Origin of the sequence: Mycobacterium colombiense (assembly GCF_001665835.1) — a bacterium.
Classification (GTDB): Bacteria; Actinomycetota; Actinomycetes; order Mycobacteriales; family Mycobacteriaceae; genus Mycobacterium; species Mycobacterium colombiense_A.
Genome location: NZ_LZSX01000062.1, coordinates 34,347 through 51,751, shown reverse-complemented (window position 1 = coordinate 51,751; position 17,405 = coordinate 34,347). Strand labels below are relative to the sequence as shown.

The 17,405-nt window shown below is 68.9% G+C and carries 17 protein-coding genes; 6 read left to right on the top strand and 11 right to left on the bottom strand.

Translation table 11 applies throughout. The annotated features are described in order from the left end of the window. The 3 genes from A5760_RS12000 to A5760_RS11990 form a co-directional block, all read right to left on the bottom strand. Entirely contained in the window at nt 1–648 is a 648-nt protein-coding gene (locus tag A5760_RS12000; protein ID WP_064880928.1) for a vitamin K epoxide reductase family protein, read from the bottom strand. Next, nucleotides 645–1,412, bottom strand: coding sequence for a DsbA family protein (locus A5760_RS11995; RefSeq protein WP_064880963.1), 768 nt, complete (start codon nt 1,410–1,412; stop codon nt 645–647). The genes A5760_RS12000 and A5760_RS11995 overlap by 4 nt, the downstream gene beginning before the upstream one ends. 101 nt (nt 1,413–1,513) lie before the next feature. Continuing rightward, the gene (locus A5760_RS11990) at nt 1,514–2,632 is read right to left on the bottom strand and encodes an alpha/beta hydrolase (RefSeq protein WP_064880926.1); all 1,119 of its coding nucleotides are present in this window, start codon (nt 2,630–2,632) and stop codon (nt 1,514–1,516) included. Between the two features lie 475 nt (nt 2,633–3,107). Between A5760_RS11990 and A5760_RS11985 the strand changes: the two genes are divergently transcribed. Then, nucleotides 3,108–3,953, top strand: coding sequence for an aldo/keto reductase (locus tag A5760_RS11985; RefSeq protein WP_064880961.1), 846 nt, complete (start codon nt 3,108–3,110; stop codon nt 3,951–3,953). Nucleotides 3,954–3,957: 4 nt separating this feature from the next. Here A5760_RS11985 and A5760_RS11980 read toward each other — a convergent pair whose 3' ends face one another. From A5760_RS11980 to A5760_RS11965, 4 genes are all read right to left on the bottom strand, one after another. Beyond that, a complete protein-coding gene (locus A5760_RS11980) occupies nt 3,958–4,671 on the bottom strand; it encodes an HNH endonuclease family protein (protein ID WP_064880924.1) in 714 nt (237 codons plus the stop codon). Continuing rightward, a complete protein-coding gene (gene recG / locus A5760_RS11975) occupies nt 4,668–6,887 on the bottom strand; it encodes an ATP-dependent DNA helicase RecG (RefSeq protein ID WP_064880922.1) in 2,220 nt (739 codons plus the stop codon). The genes A5760_RS11980 and recG overlap by 4 nt, the downstream gene beginning before the upstream one ends. A gap of 2 nt (nt 6,888–6,889) precedes the next feature. Beyond that, nucleotides 6,890–8,575: a DAK2 domain-containing protein gene (locus A5760_RS11970; RefSeq protein ID WP_155764307.1), complete on the bottom strand. Its 1,686-nt coding sequence runs from the start codon at nt 8,573–8,575 to the stop codon at nt 6,890–6,892. A gap of 177 nt (nt 8,576–8,752) precedes the next feature. Next, nucleotides 8,753–9,229 carry a transglycosylase SLT domain-containing protein gene (locus tag A5760_RS11965; protein WP_064880920.1) on the bottom strand — a complete coding sequence of 159 codons (477 nt, stop codon included), beginning with the start codon at nt 9,227–9,229 and terminating at the stop codon, nt 8,753–8,755. Between the two features lie 656 nt (nt 9,230–9,885). Between A5760_RS11965 and rpmB the strand changes: the two genes are divergently transcribed. Continuing rightward, nucleotides 9,886–10,080 (top strand): 50S ribosomal protein L28, encoded by a 195-nt coding sequence (gene rpmB, locus A5760_RS11960; protein ID WP_046185726.1) that lies wholly within the window; start codon nt 9,886–9,888, stop codon nt 10,078–10,080. 101 nt (nt 10,081–10,181) lie between these two features. Here the strand turns inward: rpmB and A5760_RS11955 are convergent, their stop codons facing one another. After that, a complete protein-coding gene (locus A5760_RS11955) occupies nt 10,182–11,003 on the bottom strand; it encodes a mycofactocin-coupled SDR family oxidoreductase (RefSeq protein ID WP_064880918.1) in 822 nt (273 codons plus the stop codon). 2 nt (nt 11,004–11,005) lie between these two features. Further along, a complete protein-coding gene (locus tag A5760_RS11950) occupies nt 11,006–11,905 on the bottom strand; it encodes an SDR family NAD(P)-dependent oxidoreductase (RefSeq protein WP_064880916.1) in 900 nt (299 codons plus the stop codon). A 94-nt stretch (nt 11,906–11,999) separates the two neighbouring features. Here A5760_RS11950 and A5760_RS11945 point away from each other — a divergent pair, with 94 nt between their 5' ends. The 4 genes from A5760_RS11945 to A5760_RS11930 are packed head-to-tail and all read left to right on the top strand — an operon-like array spanning nt 12,000 to nt 15,722. After that, nucleotides 12,000–12,443: a nuclear transport factor 2 family protein gene (locus tag A5760_RS11945; protein ID WP_064880914.1), complete on the top strand. Its 444-nt coding sequence runs from the start codon at nt 12,000–12,002 to the stop codon at nt 12,441–12,443. A gap of 3 nt (nt 12,444–12,446) precedes the next feature. Then, nucleotides 12,447–13,652 carry a sulfotransferase family protein gene (locus A5760_RS11940; protein WP_064880912.1) on the top strand — a complete coding sequence of 402 codons (1,206 nt, stop codon included), beginning with the start codon at nt 12,447–12,449 and terminating at the stop codon, nt 13,650–13,652. Next, nucleotides 13,645–14,889, top strand: a complete 1,245-nt coding sequence (locus A5760_RS11935; RefSeq protein ID WP_064880910.1) for a hypothetical protein — start codon at nt 13,645–13,647, stop codon at nt 14,887–14,889. The genes A5760_RS11940 and A5760_RS11935 overlap by 8 nt, the downstream gene beginning before the upstream one ends. A gap of 2 nt (nt 14,890–14,891) precedes the next feature. Next, complete coding sequence (locus tag A5760_RS11930) at nt 14,892–15,722, top strand: oxidoreductase (RefSeq protein ID WP_064880908.1); 831 nt, start codon at nt 14,892–14,894, stop codon at nt 15,720–15,722. A gap of 31 nt (nt 15,723–15,753) precedes the next feature. Here the strand turns inward: A5760_RS11930 and A5760_RS11925 are convergent, their stop codons facing one another. After that, entirely contained in the window at nt 15,754–16,683 is a 930-nt protein-coding gene (locus tag A5760_RS11925) for an NADP-dependent oxidoreductase (RefSeq protein ID WP_064880957.1), read from the bottom strand. 5 nt (nt 16,684–16,688) lie between these two features. Then, a complete protein-coding gene (locus tag A5760_RS11920; protein ID WP_064880955.1) occupies nt 16,689–17,372 on the bottom strand; it encodes a uracil-DNA glycosylase in 684 nt (227 codons plus the stop codon). Between the last annotated feature and the right edge of the window lie 33 nt (nt 17,373–17,405).

The following is a 17,405-nucleotide window of genomic DNA, read 5'->3' as shown; positions in this document are numbered from 1 at the left end:
CTACAGCAGCGTCGACCAGTAGTCCCAGAACCGCGCCATGATCAGCAGGAACACCGCGGTGAACCAGAGCGCGGCGATCGACCACCGCCATTGGAAGAGCAGCCACGCCGGGCCGGTCTTGCGGTCTTCCAGCGCCGGGCGATAGGCGATCGAGGCGACCACCACCAGCAGCGACATGGTGACCGCCCAGACCACCATGCAGTACGGGCACAGCGCGTTGATGCGATACAGGCTCTGGAAGATCAGCCAGTGCACGAACACCGCACCGACCAGCACCCCGACCGTCAACCCCACCCAATACCATTGCGGCAGAGCCACTTTCGTCAGCGCCAGCAGCCCGGTGACGACCACCACGGTGAAAGCCACCAGGCCCAGCAGCGGGTTGGGGAAGCCCAGCAGCGACGCCTGCGGCGTGATCATCACCGAGCCGCAGGACAGGATCGGGTTGATGTTGCAGGACGGCACGTACGACGGGTTTTCCAGGATGTCGATCTTCTCGACCGTCAGCGTCATCGACGCCACCAGGCCGATCAGGCCGGCGATCAGCACCCACCAGGCGCTGAGCGCCGGCACTCGCGGCGCCGGCGACGTATCCGGAATCAGGTCGCCGGTGGATTCGGCAGCTGCTGTGGACACCGCACCGGTCACATGGATGCCGGCGCGACCGCGCCGTCGATGCCCGGGATGTTTCCCACGATCTCCTTGATCTTGTTGACCAGCGCATCGGGCGTCGACGGGTCGTAGTCGTCACCGTTGATCTTGATGGTCGGCGTGGCGTTGATGTGCGCGGTCGCCGCTTCGCCGGTGACCTTGGACAGGTACTTGCCGCTGTTGATGCAGTCCGGCACCTTGCCCGCCGCCCCGGCCTCGCGGGCGAGTTCGATCAGCCGCGCGTTGTCGGGGAAGGTCTTGCCGGTTTCGCTCGGCTGGATGTCGGTGCTGAACAGCGCGGAGTGGAAGCGCCGGAACGCGTCCTGGGATTCGTCGGCGACGCATAGCGCCGCCGCCCCCGCGCGCGACGAATAGTTCTGGTTCCGCGAGCTGTCGAGGATCGACACCATGGAGTAGTCGGCGGCGATGGCGCCGAGGTCGATGAGCCTGGACACCGTCGGGCCGAAGGTGCGCTCGAAGTTGCCGCACGCCGGGCACAGGAAGTCCTCGTAGAACGTCACCACGGCCTTGGGGTTGCTGCTGCCCGGCTGGGTGACCAGCTTGCTCGACGTCACCCGGACGGTGTCGCCCGCGCCGGTGGGGCCGGTCTTCTTGTGGTGCGACGTCACGATGTAGAAGACGAGCGCGACCGCGAAGATCACCACGAATGCGGTGCCGCCGATCTGGACGAGCCGGCTCGACTTACCGCCGGAGGCCGACTTCATGTCGAATCGCGGGGGACGTTTGGGTTTGTCGGCCACAGGTTCCCTGATCTTTCGGTACGAGTTGTCGGTCTGTCCGGTTGCGGACAAAGCGATCGGACAAAGCGCCTCTAGATTACCGGCGCGGGCCGCTCAAGGAATCAGACCCGGCTCAGGTGTGCGCGCAGGGCCGAAATCAGCTCGCTGGTCGCGACCATGCTGTCGCCGCCCAGCTGGAAGAGATTGGCGAAGCCATGGGTCAGCGAACCCAGGTACCGCAGGTCCACCGCGACCCCGGCGGCCCGCAGCGCCTCGGCGTAGCTCTCGCCCTCGTCGCGCAGCGGATCGAAGCCTGCGACCGCGATCAGCGCGGGAGCCAGGCCGGTCAGCGATTCGGCCAGCGCCGGGGATACCCGCGGATCGGTGCGGTCGAGCTCCGAACGCCGCAGATACTGCGATTCGAACCAGTCGATGTCCCGCTTGGTCAGCACGAAGCCGCGCGAGAACAGGGTCAGCGACCGGTTCTGCGCGGTGAAGTCGGTGCGCGGATAGATCAGCCACTGCAGCACCGGTGCCGGGGCGCCCTCGTCGCGCGCCATCTGGCTGACGACGGCGGCCAGGTTGCCGCCGGCGCTGTCGCCGCCGACCGCGACCCGCCCCGGGGTCCCGCCCAGCTCTTCGGCGTGCCGGTAGGCCCAGGTGAAGGCCGCGTAGGCGTCCTCGATCGCGGCCGGTGCCGGGTGCTCGGGGGCCAGCCGGTAGGCGATCGACAACACGTGGATGCCGGCGTCGCGGCAAGTCAGCCGGCACAGGGCGTCGTGGGTGTCCAGGTCGCCGATCGACCAGCCCCCGCCGTGATAGAAGACCAGCAGCGGCGCCGCCTCGCCGCCCGCCGGACGGTAGTGGCGGGCCGGGATGTCGCCGGCCGGGCCGGGCAGCGACAGCTCGTCCACGTCGACGTGGATCTGCGGACCGGCGAATCCGACGGTCGACTCGCGCATCTGCGCGCGCGACGCCTGCGGGTCGTCGTCCACCACCAGCCCGTCGATGCCGACGGCGCGCAGGCCCGACAGCATCAGCTGCAACGTCGGATCCAGCGTGTTGCCGTCGATGATGACCGAACGGCCGCGGACCAGCCCTCGTCTGATGGCGGTCGGGATCCACGGGATGACCTTGGCCCCGACGCTGGTGACGGCGCCCTGGATGCGACTGACCAGCGGCAGCGAGGCGCGGTCGGCTCCGAACTCGAGCTCCGGTGCGCCAGACAGAGGCCTGGTCATGGGCAACCCCCTTAAACAACACGTGCTAACGCTCAACGACGAACGGTTATTCGGTTACCGCTACCCATCGCCTCAAGGCTTGCCGGCCCCGGCGGCCACCAAACGGGCGGTCAGCGCCGCCGTCGTCGGTTGCCGGCGAATCGACATCGCCGCCCGCCCCCGCGTCATACGCAAGACCGGCCGAGCGGCTGCCGATTCCGGTGTGCCGCGCGACTAACTGTACGGGGTGGCGTACTCGATACAGAAGGCGCGGATAGACACCTGCCCAGGTGCTGATTAGGTTGCATTTACTGACTCGGTAATATCGTGATCCCCAAGTCGGTGAGCTGTCATCGGATTGCGAGCAACTTCGACGTGTTCAATATCGAACCGAGCGCCTCGAACCGGCGCCGAACGGCGCTGATCTCTCGCCCGATGACGGAACCCGGCTCGGTGCACAATCTCGAACCTTCAATGTCACAGGCAGGTGAATGAATTGGCCGGCGAGTCGGGCTCCGCCTTACCCTCAATTGCTCTCAACGACGAAAACACGATCCCGGCCCTGGGCCTGGGCGTCGCGGAATTGTCGGACGACGAGACCGAACGCGCGGTGTCGGTGGCGCTGGAAATCGGCTGCCGGCTGATCGACACCGCCGCGGTCTACGGGAATGAAGCCGCAGTCGGGCGCGCGATCGCCGCCTCCGGCATTCCCCGCGCGGAGCTGTTCGTCACCACCAAGCTGGCGACCCCCGACCAGGGTTTCAAGGGGGCGATGGACGCGTGCAGCGCCAGCCTCGAGCGCCTCGGCCTGGACTACGTCGACCTCTACCTGATCCACTGGCCCGCCCCGTCGCTGGGGACGTACGTCAACTCCTTCGGCGGGCTGATCCAGTCGCGCGGGAATGGTCATGCCCGCTCGATCGGCGTCTCCAACTTCACCGACGAGCAACTGACGACGGTCATCGATCTCACCTTCGTCACCCCCGCGGTCAACCAGATCGAGCTGCACCCGCTGCTCAACCAGGAAGCGCTGCGCAAGACCAACGCCGAGCACAACGTGCTCACGCAGTCCTACACGCCGCTGGCGCTGGGCAAGCTGAACGACAACGCGACGGTGAATTCGGTCGCAGGCGAATACGGCAAGACCGCCTCGCAGGTGCTGCTGCGGTGGAACCTGCAGCTGGGCAACGCGGTCGTCTTCCGGTCGGCCAACGCCGAGCACATCGCCTCCAACTTGGACGTGTTCGACTTCGAGCTGGCCGACGAGCACATGGATGCGATCAACAGCCTCAACGACGGCACCCGGCTGCGCCCGGACCCGGAGACCTACACGGGCTCGTAGCCCGCTATCCCGTCGGGCAGGTCGTCGCGGCCTGCCGCAGCACGCCGGTCGACGCCTGGTCCACCGGCAGCGCGTAGCCGCGCAGCACCGCGATGAACTGCATGGCGTACTGGCATGCGAACGCCCCATTCGGCGGCATCCATTGCGCCGGCGGCGAATCGCCCTTGTCCTGATTGGCCTGCCCGTCGACGGCCAGCAGGTTGGCCGGATCGTTGGCGAAACGCAGCCGCTCGGGGGCGGGCCAGCCGCTGGCGCCCATGTCCCAGGCGTAGGCGAGCGGGACGATGTGGTCGATCTGAACGGATTCGCCGACCTTTGGCCCGCGCTGGAACGCAATGGTCTTGTTGGTGTACGGGTCGTGCAGCGTGCCGGTGGCCACCGCGTCCGGACACCGCTTGACCGACACATACGTCCTGTCGACAAGATCGCGGTTGAGGATGTCGTCGCGGGTGTCACATCCGTTGTGCCCCATCGGCGCATCGTTGTCGTCGTCCCAGGCGTCGCCGAACGCCGACCGCAGGTAGTCGTAGCGGTGCTGGCGCAGCGGCACGACGGCGACGCCCGCGAGCACGTCGGTGCCGGGCTGCACCGTCGGAACGTCAGCGCGCGCGGCGTATTCGGCCGAATCCCGGGCCGTCGAGGAGCCCACCGTCTGGTAGGCCACCAGCAGCGCGAGCGCGGCCGCCGCGGCCAGCCACAGCAGCACTTTGCGGTTCAAGATTTGTCCAGATATTCGATGCGGTCGGTATCGGTGAATCGCGCTGCCAGCACGGCCAAGCCGGGGTGGGAGCGGTCGTCGGTGTAGGCCCGGACGCAGAAGTCCCGGGCCGCCTCGATGAATTCCTGATGGTCGGCCAGCGACAGCAGCCGCAGCGTGATCGCCTTGCCGGACTGGTTGCGGCCCAACACATCTCCCTCTCGACGTTCCTTGAGGTCGAGGTCGGCCAGGGCGAAGCCGTCCAGCGTCCCGGCCACCGCGCTCAGCCGCCGGCCGGCCGACGAACCCGGCGCAGACCAGCTGGCGAACAGGCACAGGCTCGGATGCTGGCCGCGGCCGATCCGGCCGCGCAGCTGATGCAACTGACTGATCCCGAACCGGTCGGCGTCCATCACCAGCATGACGGTGGCGTTGGGTACGTCGACGCCCACCTCGATGACGGTGGTGCACACCAGAACATCGACCTCGCCGGCCCGGAAGGCCGTCATCGCGGCGTCCTTCTCCTCCGCCGACAGCCGCCCGTGCATCAGACCCAGCCGCAGGCTCGCCAGCTCCCCCGAGCGCAGCCGGGCGTACAGGCCCTCGGCGGTCTCCGGCGCCTTGGCGTTCTGCTCCTGATCGCCCGGGTCGTCGCTCTCGTCGATGCGCGGCGCCACCACGTAGGCCTGGCGGCCGGCGGCCACCTCCTCGGTGATGCGCTGCCAAGCCCGGTCCAGCCACGCGGGCTTGTCCTTGACGAAGATGACGTTGCTGGTGATGGGCTGGCGGCCGCGCGGAAGTTCGCGCAGCGTCGAGGTTTCCAGATCGCCGTAGACGGTGAGCGCGACGGTGCGCGGGATCGGCGTCGCCGTCATCACCAGCAGATGCGGTGTCACGCCAGGACGGGCCTTGGCGCGCAACTGATCTCGCTGCTCGACACCGAAGCGGTGCTGTTCGTCGACCACCACCATGCCCAGGTTGTCGAATTCCACCGCGTCCTGCAGCAGCGCGTGGGTGCCGACGACGATGCCGACCTCACCGCCGGCGATCTCGGCGCGGATCTGCTTCTTCTGGGCGGCCGTCATCGAACCGGTCAGCAGCGCCAGCCGGGTGCCGTTGTCGGCGCCCCCGAGCTGGCCCGCCATCGCCAACGGGCCGAGCACGTCGCGAATCGACCGGAGATGTTGCGCGGCAAGCACTTCCGTCGGCGCCAGCAGCGCGCACTGATAGCCGGCGTCGACCATCTGCAGCATCGCCAGCACCGAGACGATCGTCTTGCCGGAACCCACCTCGCCCTGCAGCAGGCGGTTCAGCGGGCGGGTCGCCGCGAGCCCGTCGGACAGCACACCGAGCACTTCGCGCTGCCCCGCGGTCAGCTCGAAGGGTAACCGCCCCAACAGTTCTGCGGCCAGACCGTCCGGACGCGGCGGTGCGGGCGGGCCCGACTCCGACAGCTCGCCGTGGCGGCGGGCCACCAGCGCCCACTGCAGGCCGACGGCTTCGTCGAAGGTGAGGCGCTCCCGGGCCCGCTGCCGCCGCGGCTCGCTCTCGGCCAGATGGATGTCGCGCAACGCCTCGTCTTCGGACACCAGGCCGAGCTTCGCGCGCAGTTCCTCGGGCAGCGGATCCGGCACCGGATCGAGCACGTCGAGCACCTGGCGCACGCACGAAAAGATGTCCCAGCTCTGCAGTTTCGTGCTGGCCGGATAGATCGGGAAGAAGTGGCGTTCGTAGGCGTCCAGCAATTCTTCGCCGCTGGTCGCGCCCGACGCGTCGGCGATGTTCTTCAGAGACCGGGTCCCGCGGTTGCGTCCATCCGGGGAGTCGAGGATCAGGAACGCCGGGTGCGTCAACTGCATCACGTTGTTGAAGAATCCGACCTCGCCGGAGAGCATCACCTTGGCGCCCTTAACCAGGTCCTTCTTCAGGTAATTCGCGTTGAAGAACGTCGCGGTCACCTTGCCGCGCCCGGCGCCGAGCGTGATGCGGTGGCACATTTTCTTCGGCGTCTTCTTCATCGGGAACGTCTTGGTTTCGGCGATCGTGTCGATGATGGTGATGTGCTCGCCCGTTTCGGGTCGCTCGCCGTCGCCTTCCCACCGACTGGCGCCCTCGGTGTAGCTGCGCGGGTAGTGGCGCAGCAGGTCGTCGACGGTCCGGATGCCGAACACCTCGTCGAGGGAGTCGGCGGCCTTGGCGCCCACGACGAAGTCCAGCCGGTCGCTCAGCGACACCATCGCTACTCGACCCCGATCAGCAGCGCGTCACCGTGGTGGCCGGTGCGGTAGGTGACCAGTTCGGTTCCGGGGTGGTGGTCGTGCATGTGCTCTTCCAGGATGTCGCCGACGGCCCCGGCGTCGCCGTCGGTGTCGACGCCGGCGCCCAACAGCACCGTCACCAGGTCCCCGCCGGAGGCCAGCAGGAGATCGAGCAGGCCGATCGCCGCCCCGACGGCGTCCGCGGCCACGATCAGCACCTCGTCGCCCGCGATCCCCAGGCCGTCGCCCGGGCGGCAGCGCCCCGCCCAGGTCAACGCGCTCTCGGTGGCGATGCGCACCGAGCCGTGCCGCGCCGCACCGGCGGCGCGGGCCATGGTGTAGCCGTCGTCCACCGCCTGCCGGTCGGTTTCGTGCACCGCCAGCGCGGCCAGCCCCTGCACCATCGACCCGGTCGGGATCGGCACCACGTCGATCCCCCAGCCGATGGCCGCGGTGCAGCCGGCCACCAGCTCCTCGGCCGCCACATAGCCGTTGGGCAGCACCATCACCTGGGCGGCGCCGGTGTCGACGACGGCCCGCATCAGCTGGTGCGCGCTGATGTTGGTGACGGGATCGTGCCCGGGGTCGCGCTGCAGCACGCAGGCGCCCTCGCCGGCGAACAGGTCGGCTGCGCCGTCGCCGTCGACCACGGCCAGCACCGCGCGCTCCCGCGTCCAGCCGCCGGTGGGCAGCCCGGGGGTGCCGGAGCTCAGCGCCGAGATGACGATTCGGCTGAGCCGCCCGGCCGCCAGTCCCGCCTCCACGGCGGCGCCGGCGTCGTCGGTGTGCACGTGCACCGAGTACGACCGCTGCGCCGACGACGGCGCCGAGGCGATGCCCACCGAATCACCCAGCTCCCCCAGCCGGTCGCGCAGCGTGTCCGCCGCCGTGGGCTCGCAGCCGTCCAACCGGTACATCACCTCGAACTGGGGCGCCGGGCGCTGCGGGGCCGCCTCCGGCTGGGGCGCGCGCGGCGACAGCTCGTACACCGTGCGGGCCGGCGCTTGCCCGGTGATAGTGGATCGCAACGCGTCCAGCAGGACCAGCAGACCGCGCCCGCCGGCGTCCACGGCGCCCGCGTCGGCCAGCACTTCGAGCTGTTCGGGGGTCTTTTCCAGCGCCACCACCGCCGCGTCACCGGCGGCGATGACCGCCGGCACCAGCCCGTCCCCGGCGCACTGCGCTACCGCACCGGCGGCCGCCCGCAGCACCGAGACGATGGTCCCGGGGACCTCCTCACCGCCCATCGAACTGATCACCAGCTCCACGCCACGCTGCAGCGCCGCACCGAGGACGACGACGTCGATGTGGGCCAGCTCGCCGCCGGCGGCGGCCGCGGCGGTCGCGGTGGCGTCGGCGATGCCCCGCAGGATCTGCGACAGGATCACCCCGGAATTGCCGCGCGCGCCGTTCAGCGCGCCGGCCGACAGCGCCGCCGCGGCCCGCGCCACGCAGGTCGAGCCCTCGGCGCCCGCCTTGGCCTCGGCCAGCGCCGATCGCATGGTGAACAGCATGTTGGCGCCGGTGTCGGAGTCGGCGACGGGGAAGACGTTGAGCCGGTTGATCTCGTCGATGTGCGTGATCAGGTCGCTGACGGCGGTGTGCGCCCAGTCGCGCAAGGTGATCGCATCGAGCAGACGATCCTGCGACGTGTCAGCAGTGCCCAGGGTGACCCACCTCCTCCGCGCCAATTCCGGGGTGGGCGCCAGCGTAGCCGTGCGATGCAGCCGCTGCGTTCAGTTGCTCCGCGCCGTTGCGAAAGCCTGAGCAGCGAGTATCAGATCCATCTGATCGAGGTGGTCCTCGACGCCATTCACCCTCGCAAGAATAAACCGCGGACGGGTTTAATAGCCCTGCCTGATACCGGGATTGGCTTGCCCCACGAGCATCCGCTGATTGCTGCCGTCGCGGCTGACCCCGTAGCGACTCATCTGATAGTTGATCGACGCGCACGCGGCGGCCACCGGATCCCATGCCGAGTTCGACGTCCCCGCCTGGTGAAAAGCCGCGAAGGTATCCGGCATCACCTGCCACGGGCCCCGGGTCGCGTGCAGCGGGCCTCCGTCGAGTTGGGCCGGCCCGTAGGCGTTGCTGTCCGACAGGTTGATGGCGTTCGCGTGGAACTGGGCCTCGTGATCGGCGATCGTCATCATTCCCTCGATCCAATGGCCGCGGGCCGGCGCGTCGGTAATGCCTATCCGCGTCAGCGCTTCTTCCAGGTAGGCGCGGACGGCCTCCGGTCCGTCCGGCCACGCTCCCCGACCGTCGAAAGCCACCTGTCGCAGGTCGATCCCGCGCGGGGCGGCAGCGGCCTCGTGCACCGCAGCACGACGACCATCGGGCTGCCACCAAGACGCCGCGGCACCGGCTCGGCCGGACCACGACGCTTTCGGGCCCGGCCCGAAGCCGCCGGCCGGGGTGTTACCCGAGGTACCGCCTATAGCGATGCTGCCCAGCGCCGTCACTACCAGATAAGCCGTCGCGACCCGTCGCAACCGCGATGCCAACCGTCGTACGCCCGCCGGACAGCCACGTCGGCTTTCGACGCGGGCGGAACCAGCGGTGTTTTCGGCGCGCGCAAACACTCCGCGCACTCCCCTCAAGCCTGCCGATATTGCTTCCCAGCCTCATCCGCAACATCGCGCGGGCCGGCACCACCGGGAAGAAAACTTCAGCCACGGCCAGCGCGCCGTCCACGTCTGACACGGGACCGCGCCGACCATCGGCGGCGACGCCATCCTAGCGGCGGTTTGCCCGAGCAACCCTGATCCGACCGGCAACTGTGATCGACTGCATGTCGACGGTGCGAGGGGTCCCAGCACACAGCCGACCCGGCGCGACCCCACGTAACCGCGGGGTCAGCCGGTGGTGACCGTTTTGGTGGTTGCCACCACAGTCGGTATTCTGGTTGGGCCCGGGCGAACCTGGGCTGTCCCGGCCGGATTGCCGGACCCCCGAGATTTGAGGAGCTTGAACAATGGCCGCTGTGTGCGACATCTGCGGGAAAGGCCCCGGCTTCGGTAAGTCGGTGTCGCACTCCCACCGCCGCACCAGCCGCCGGTGGGATCCCAACGTCCAGACCGTGCACGTCGTCACCCGTCCGGGCGGCAACAAGCAGCGTCTGAACGTCTGCACGTCCTGCATCAAGGCCGGCAAGGTCGTCCGGGGCTAGTGGCGCTGCCGCACACGCGGCAGCAACATTCCCGCCGGGCGCTGGGGGTACCTCCCGCTTTCGGGGGACGGGTCGTCACCATCGGGCAAGAGCAGCCGTCGTCACATGGCGACGTGGCCGGCGTCCACCGGTATCGCCGCACCGGTGATGTAGCGCGACCGTGGTCCGGCAAGCCAGAGCACCGCTTCGGTGACGTCTTGCGCCTCGACCAACGGCGCGTCGGGTAGCAACGTCTGCGACAGCGCCGGGTTGGGGTTCTCCAGCATCCGGTTCACCACGAAATCGTTGAGGATCATCGGCGTCGCAACACCGCCCGGATGTATCGAATTGACCCGAATCTTGTGCGGCGCATAGGCATTCGCCGCCGACCGCATCAGCCCCACCACCCCGTGTTTGGACGCGGCGTAGGCGAACATCGCCGCGCTGCCGTCGCCGCCGCGGCCGGTCAGGCCTTGCGACGAGCTGACCAGCACCACCGAGCCGCCGCGGCCCTTGCGCACGATCGAGGGAACCGTCGACAGCAGGGTGTGCCACACGCCCTTGAGGTTGGTGTCGACGATCGTGTTGAACACCGGCTCGGCCTCGGGGTCGGTGACCCCGATGGCCACCACCCCGGCATTGGCGACGACGACGTCGATATCGCCGAGCTCGTCGACGCCGGCCCGCACCCCGGCCTGCAGCCCCTTGAGGTCGCGGACGTCCGCGGCGACGGAGACCGCCTTGCGCCCGGCGGCCTGGACCAGCTGCACGGTCTCGGCGAGCTCGGATTCGGTCCCCAGGGCGTAGGGAATCGCCTCGAGATCGGCGCAGATGTCGACGGCGATGATGTCGGCGCCCTGCTCGGCCAGCGCCACGGCGTGGCTGCGGCCCTGGCCGCGCGCGGCGCCGGTGATCACGGCAACCGTGTTGTCGAATTCACCCATGACTACACCTCCAGTGTCGTGCCGGTCTCGTGCTCGGCGAAGCCCACCAAGCGCCCGGCAGTGTCGTAATCGCATGCCAGCTGTGTGCGGCCGATCAGCACCGGGCCGCCGCGAAGCCCGAACCTGCCGCTGACCCCGACGTAGCTGCCCGGCGGAATCGGCTCGCTGATGCAGTAGAGCGTGGGCGCCGCACCTTCGTCGATGTCGTTGGCCAACCGGTCGGCCACCGCCTTGACCCCCTTGTGGGCCAGCGACATCAGCGGCGAGTCGCCGAGGTTCGACAGGTTGGAGGCCACCCAGCCCGGGTGGGTGAGCTGCGTGACGATCGGCGATCCGGCCGCGCGCAGCCTGCGGTCCAGCTCCAGCCCCCACAGCATGACCGCGAGCTTCGACTGCGCGTAGGCGCCCAACCGCGTCCACTTGTGCTGACGCAGGTGCGGGTCGTCGAGCCGCAGCGTCGCCGACCGGTGCGCGTCGGAGCCGACGTTGATGATCTGCGAGCGCACCTTTCCCAGCAGCAGATTGGTCAGGGCGAAGGGCCCGAGCAGGTTGGTGCCCAGCGTCATCTCGAAGCCGTCGACCGTCTCGGTGCGCCGGTCGGTCAGGGCCCCCGCGTTGTTGACCAGGATGTCCACCGGCTCGTCGATCAGGCCCGCGAACGCGCGCACCGACGACTGGTCGGCGAGGTCGAGCTTGACCACGGCGGTCGAGCCACCCATTGCGGAGATTTCTGCGGCGCGTTGCTCCCCGAGTTGGGTGTTGCGCACGGCCAGGATCACGTGCGCGCCGGCTTTGGCGAGCGCCCGCGCGGTGCCGAGCCCGACGCCGTTGGTCGCTCCGGTCACGATCACGCGTTTGCCGGTGAGGTTGCCGAGCCTGCTCGGCGTCCACGGTAAGGTCACGGCGATCCAGAGTAATGGTCGGTTCTATGTAAGTTGGACCGGTTCTGCCAACATTGTTGCGGAACAGAGCGGAAGACTCCCGAGGCGGTTCGACATGAGTGACAGCGCCACCGAGATCACCAACCTCATCTACACCTATGCGCAGCTTCTCGACGGCGGCGACCTGGACGGGGTGGCCCGGCTCTTCGAGCACGGCCGCATCTGCGGGATCCAGGACGGCCCGCCCGAGACGGTGTTCGCCGGTTCCGCCCGGGTGCGGGAGATGTATGACATGGCCACCCGGATCTACGAAGACGGCACCCCGAAGACCAAACACAACACGACCAACGTGCAGCTCTACATCGACGAGGCGGCCGGGACCGCGCGGAGCACCTCGTACTATTGCGTCACGCAAGCCACCCCGGAACTGCCGCTGCAGGTCATCGTGACCGGGCACTACAAGGACACGTTTCACCGCGTGGACGGGGCCTGGTGCTTCGACAGCCGCACCATGTTCGTCGACCAGGTCGGCGACGTCAGCCGGCATCTGAAGTTCTGACCCGTGTCATCCGCGAGCGCGTCCGTCGGCCCGTTCGACCCGGCCGCCGTGCTGGCCGACGCGCAACGCAAGGAGTCGCTGACCGATTGGGGCCCAGGCGAATTCGAGGGCCCGCTGGCGGTGTTGCTGGCCGACTATGCTCGCGCGGATCTCAACGCCATCGGCGCGCACATCCTGCGCTCGGGCCTCGTGCACAGCCTGCGCATGAGGCTGCGCACACAGGAGTGGATCCGCCGGCACCCGGAGATCCTCGACGAGCGGGTGGCCGCGCCGATCGTCGTCGTCGGGATGATGCGCAGCGGCACCACGCTGTTGCAGCGGCTGCTGGCCGCCGACCCGCGCTTCGTGTGCGCCTACGGCTGGGAAGTCGTCGAGGCCGCACCGCGGCTGGACCATCGGTTCACCGAGGCCGCCGATCCGCGCATCGCGATCAGCGAAGCGCGCGAAGCGAAGTCCCGCGAACTGGCACCCGAATTGTTCTCCATCCACCCGATGTACGCGCGGGAGGCCGAGGAGGAGATCGTCTTTCTGGCCGACGCGTTCCTGTCCCACGTTCCGGAGTCGGGCGCGCACCTGCCGCACTACCGGTCCTGGCTGGACGAACAGGACTTCTCCCCCGCCTACGACTATCTGCACCGCATGCTGCAGTTCCTGCAGTGGCAGAAACGGCAGCGTGGCGTGCAGGGCCGGCGCTGGGTGCTCAAATCGCCTGCGCACCTTGGGTATCTGAATCTCCTGCGGACACGGTTTCCCGACCTGCACATCGTGCACATGCACCGTGACCCGCGCACCACGATCGCGTCGGGGGCCAGCCTCAACGCGACGCTGCACGCGATGCACGCCGATACCGTCGACGCGGACCGGGTCGGTGCGCAATGGCTGCAGCGGACGGGCTGGACCAATGATCGGGCGATGACGATCCGCGACGGCTGGCCTGATGAGGATGCCGTGGTCACCGACATCGGATTCGACGAGGCGGTGGCCGACCCGATCGGTCAGGCGGCCCGCGTGTACGACGCCATCGGTCTGGCGCTGACGGCAGACGCCGAGGAGGCGATGCGGCACCGGCTGGCGCACCGCCCCCGGGAGCTGCCGCGCCCGCCGTACGGGCTGGAGAACTACGGCCTACGCCCCGAGCAGGTCGACGAGCGATTCGCGGTGTACAACAGGCGTTTCGGACAGCACATCGGAGGAACAGCACATGCCTGATGACCCGATCGCGACGGCGTCCCAGCACGAACAGGAGCTGGCGGCCCTCGACCTGATCGAGCACCCAGAAGTGAAGGCCGCCTACCGAACCGTGGCCGAGACCTGGCTGGGCCGGGCCCAGGCGTCGGACGCGATGCGCGAACGGTTCGACGACGCGTTCGCCGAGGTGATGTTCTCGGCGGCGGTGTGGTCGTCCAATCAGGACAAGCTGCGGCCCAAAGTCAGCTGCACCACCCGGCTCGCACACCCGGTGGACGGCCGCCGCATCCCCGGATCACGTTGGGGCATCGACAATCCCGACAGCGTGTACCGGGTGATCCCGATCTCGGGCGACGAGCGCTACGAAATCCACGGCCGGGTCGGCGAACACCGCATGACCGAGAATTACTTCACGCTGTGGGACGCGCACATGGGCACCGTCGCCGTGCTCAACGGCCGCACCATGCAGGTCGACTCCGATGGCAGCTACACCATCACCGTCGACGCCGACCCCGCCAACGGCCGGTCCAACCACGTGCAGACGACGGCGGAAGCCCACGAGTTCTACATCCGCGACGTGCTGCTGGACTGGGGCCGCGACGACCCCAATCACATTGAGGTGCAACGGCTGGGCGGCCCGCCGGCCACCCCGGCACGCACGCTCGACGAGCAGGCCGAGGCCACCGCGGCGATGATGGACTACTTCGCGAACTTCACCGGCAAGCTCAGCCACGGCATCTACAAGATGCCGGCCAACCACTTCAACCTGGCCTGGTCGGCCGACAAGGTCGGCGCGATGCGCAACCAGGTCTACGTCATGGGCCGGTTCGATCTGGCCCCCGACGAGGCTTTCGTCGTCGACCTGAACGACGGTGGCGCCGAATACTTCACGGTGCCGCTGAGCAACATCTGGGGCACCACGCTCGATCTCGTCGACCGCACCGGCAGCCTCAACAAGGCGCAGTCGGTGCCCAACGAGGACGGCTCGTACACCTATGTGATCTCACCCGTCGATCCCGGCGTGGCGAACTGGATCGACTCCGACGGCTTGCGGGAGGCCATCTTGACCCTGCGCATGGCGGAGTTCGGCGACGGGGGTCCGCGGGAAGACCTCGGTGCGCGCGGGCGGGTGATGAAGCTGGACCGGCTCGACGCCGAGGTGCCGCACCTGCCGCGGGTGAGCGAGCAGCAGCGGGCCACCGAGCTGGCGCAGCGGCGCACGGCCTATCTGCGCCGCCTGCCGGAAGGGACGATCTGACGATGGCGCGCTGGCTGATCACGGGATGCTCCACCGGCTTTGGTCGCGAGATCGCGCGCGCCGCGCTGCAGGCCGGCCACAGCGTGGTGGTGACCGCGCGGCGGCCCGAGGCGGTGCGCGACATCGCCGACGAGTTCGGGGATCGGGCCCTGCCCGTGGCCCTCGACGTGACCGACGCCGCCCAGATCGCCGCGGCGGTGTCGGCGGCCGACCAGGCATTCGGCGGGATCGACGTCCTGGTCAACAACGCCGGCCACGGCTACCTGTCCTCGGTCGAAGAGGGCGAGGACGCCGAGGTGCGAAAGTTGTTCGACGTCAACTACTTCGGTGCCGTCGACATGATCAAGGCGGTGCTGCCGGCCATGCGCGCCCGCGGGTCGGGGCACATCATCAACATCTCCTCGATGACCGGTCTGGTGGCCAACCCGCCCAACGCCTACTACTCGTCGACCAAGTTCGCACTCGAGGCGGTGACCGAAGCGCTGGCCGCCGAGGTACGCCCGCTGGGCATCAAGGTGACCGCGATCGAGCCCGGCGCGTTCCGTACCGACTGGGCGACACGATCGATGAAGGAATCCCGCAGCCCGATCTCCGACTACGCCGACGTGGCCGCGCGCAAGGACCTGATCAAGCAGTTCGCCGATCACCTGCCGGGCGACCCGAAGAAGGTGGCCGACGCGGTGCTGATGGTGACCACGCTCGACGAGCCGCCGCTGCGGCTGCTGCTGGGCCGCGACGTGCTGAAGGCCATGCGGGACAAGATCACTGCGATGTCCGCATCGATCGAGGAGTGGAAGGCCGTCACGAAGGACGTCAATTTCGCGGACTCGTGACGCCGCTCGCCGCCCGACTCTGGGACTGCTGTTAGTCCCGCACGATGAGGACCGTCTTGCCGGCGCGCGTGCCGTTGTCGCGGCTTTCATACGCTTCCCGGCCGTCGTCGAGGCCGAACGTCTGGGCGATCGCGACGTGCAACCGGTCGCTGTCGACCAGCGCGGCGAGTTCGTCAAGCTGATCGCGATTCGGCGTGACGATGAAGAAGGTTGCGGTGACGCCGAACTCGTCGGCCCTGCCGGCCGGGGGCGGCGCCGACAAGGTGACCAGCCGGCCGCCGCGGCGCAGCACGCCGAACGACCGCTCCAACATCTCGCCGCCCACCGTGTCGATGACGACGTCGTAACCGGCGCCGGTTTCGTCGAATGCCTCGGTGCGCACGTCGATCACGCGCTGCGCGCCGCACCCGCGCAGGAGATTGGCGGTGTCGCTGCGCACGGTCGCGGTGACCCGGGCGCCCAGCATCGCGGCCAGCTGGACCGTCAACAGCCCCACTCCCCCGGCACCTCCGGTCACCAGGACCGCCTCTTCCGGTTGCACCGCGGCGTGGTCGACCAACGCCTGCCGGGCGGTCAGGCCGGCCAGCGGCAGCGCGGCGGCCACGGCGTGCGACACCGTCGACGGCTTGATGGCCAGGCCGGTCGCGGGTACCGCAACGAATTCGGCCGCGGCACCGTCGCGGTCGAACCCGATCAACCCGTACACCTCGGCGCCGGGCGCGAAATCCGTGACGTCGGCGGCAACCTCCTTGACGACGCCCGATACCTCGTGTGACGGGATCACCGGGACGCGGCTGGCCCCGTCGCGGATCCAGGTCTCGTCCCACGTCAGCTCGTCGAAGGTGATCCCGGCCGCGTGCACGGCCACCAAGACCTCGCCCGCGGCCGGCACCGGCATCGGCGCCCGTTCGAGCACCAGCTGCTCAGGGCCGCCTCGCCGGTGCGCCCGCAGCGCGGTCATCTCGGTCACGGCAGCCGCCAATCGACCGCGTCGGCGCCCATCTCGGCCAGCAGTTCGTTGGCGCGGCTGAACGGGCGCGAACCGAAGAACCCGCGCGACGCCGACAGCGGCGACGGATGCGGCGACTCGATGGCGACGCAATTTCCTTGGGCGAGAATAGGTTTGAGTGTCGACGCGTCGCGACCCCACAGGATCGCCACCAGCGGACGCGACCGCTCCGTCAGCGCCCGGATGGCGCATTCGGTCACCGCCTCCCAGCCCTTGCCGCGGTGCGAGGCGGGATTACTGGGGCGCACAGTGAGCACCCTGTTCAACAGCAGCACGCCGCGCTGCGCCCAGGGCGTCAGGTCACCGCACGAGGGCGACGGATGGCCCAGGTCCGCGGTGTACTCCTGAAAGATGTTGGCCAGACTGCGCGGCAGTGGCCGCACCTCGGGCGCCACCGAAAAGCTCAGCCCCACAGCGTGTCCGGGCGTGGGGTACGGGTCCTGCCCGACAATCAACACCCTGACGTCGTCGAAGGGATAGGTGAAGGCGCGCAAGACATTCGGCCCCGCCGGCAGATACCTGCGCCCGGCCGCGATCTCGGCCCGCAGGAATTGCCCCATCCCGGCCACCTTGTCGGCCACCGGCTGCAGCGCACTCGCCCAGCCCGCCTCGACCAGTTCACCCAACGGGCGCGCGGTCATCATCGGCTCTTCGCGATCGCGTAAACGGTCACC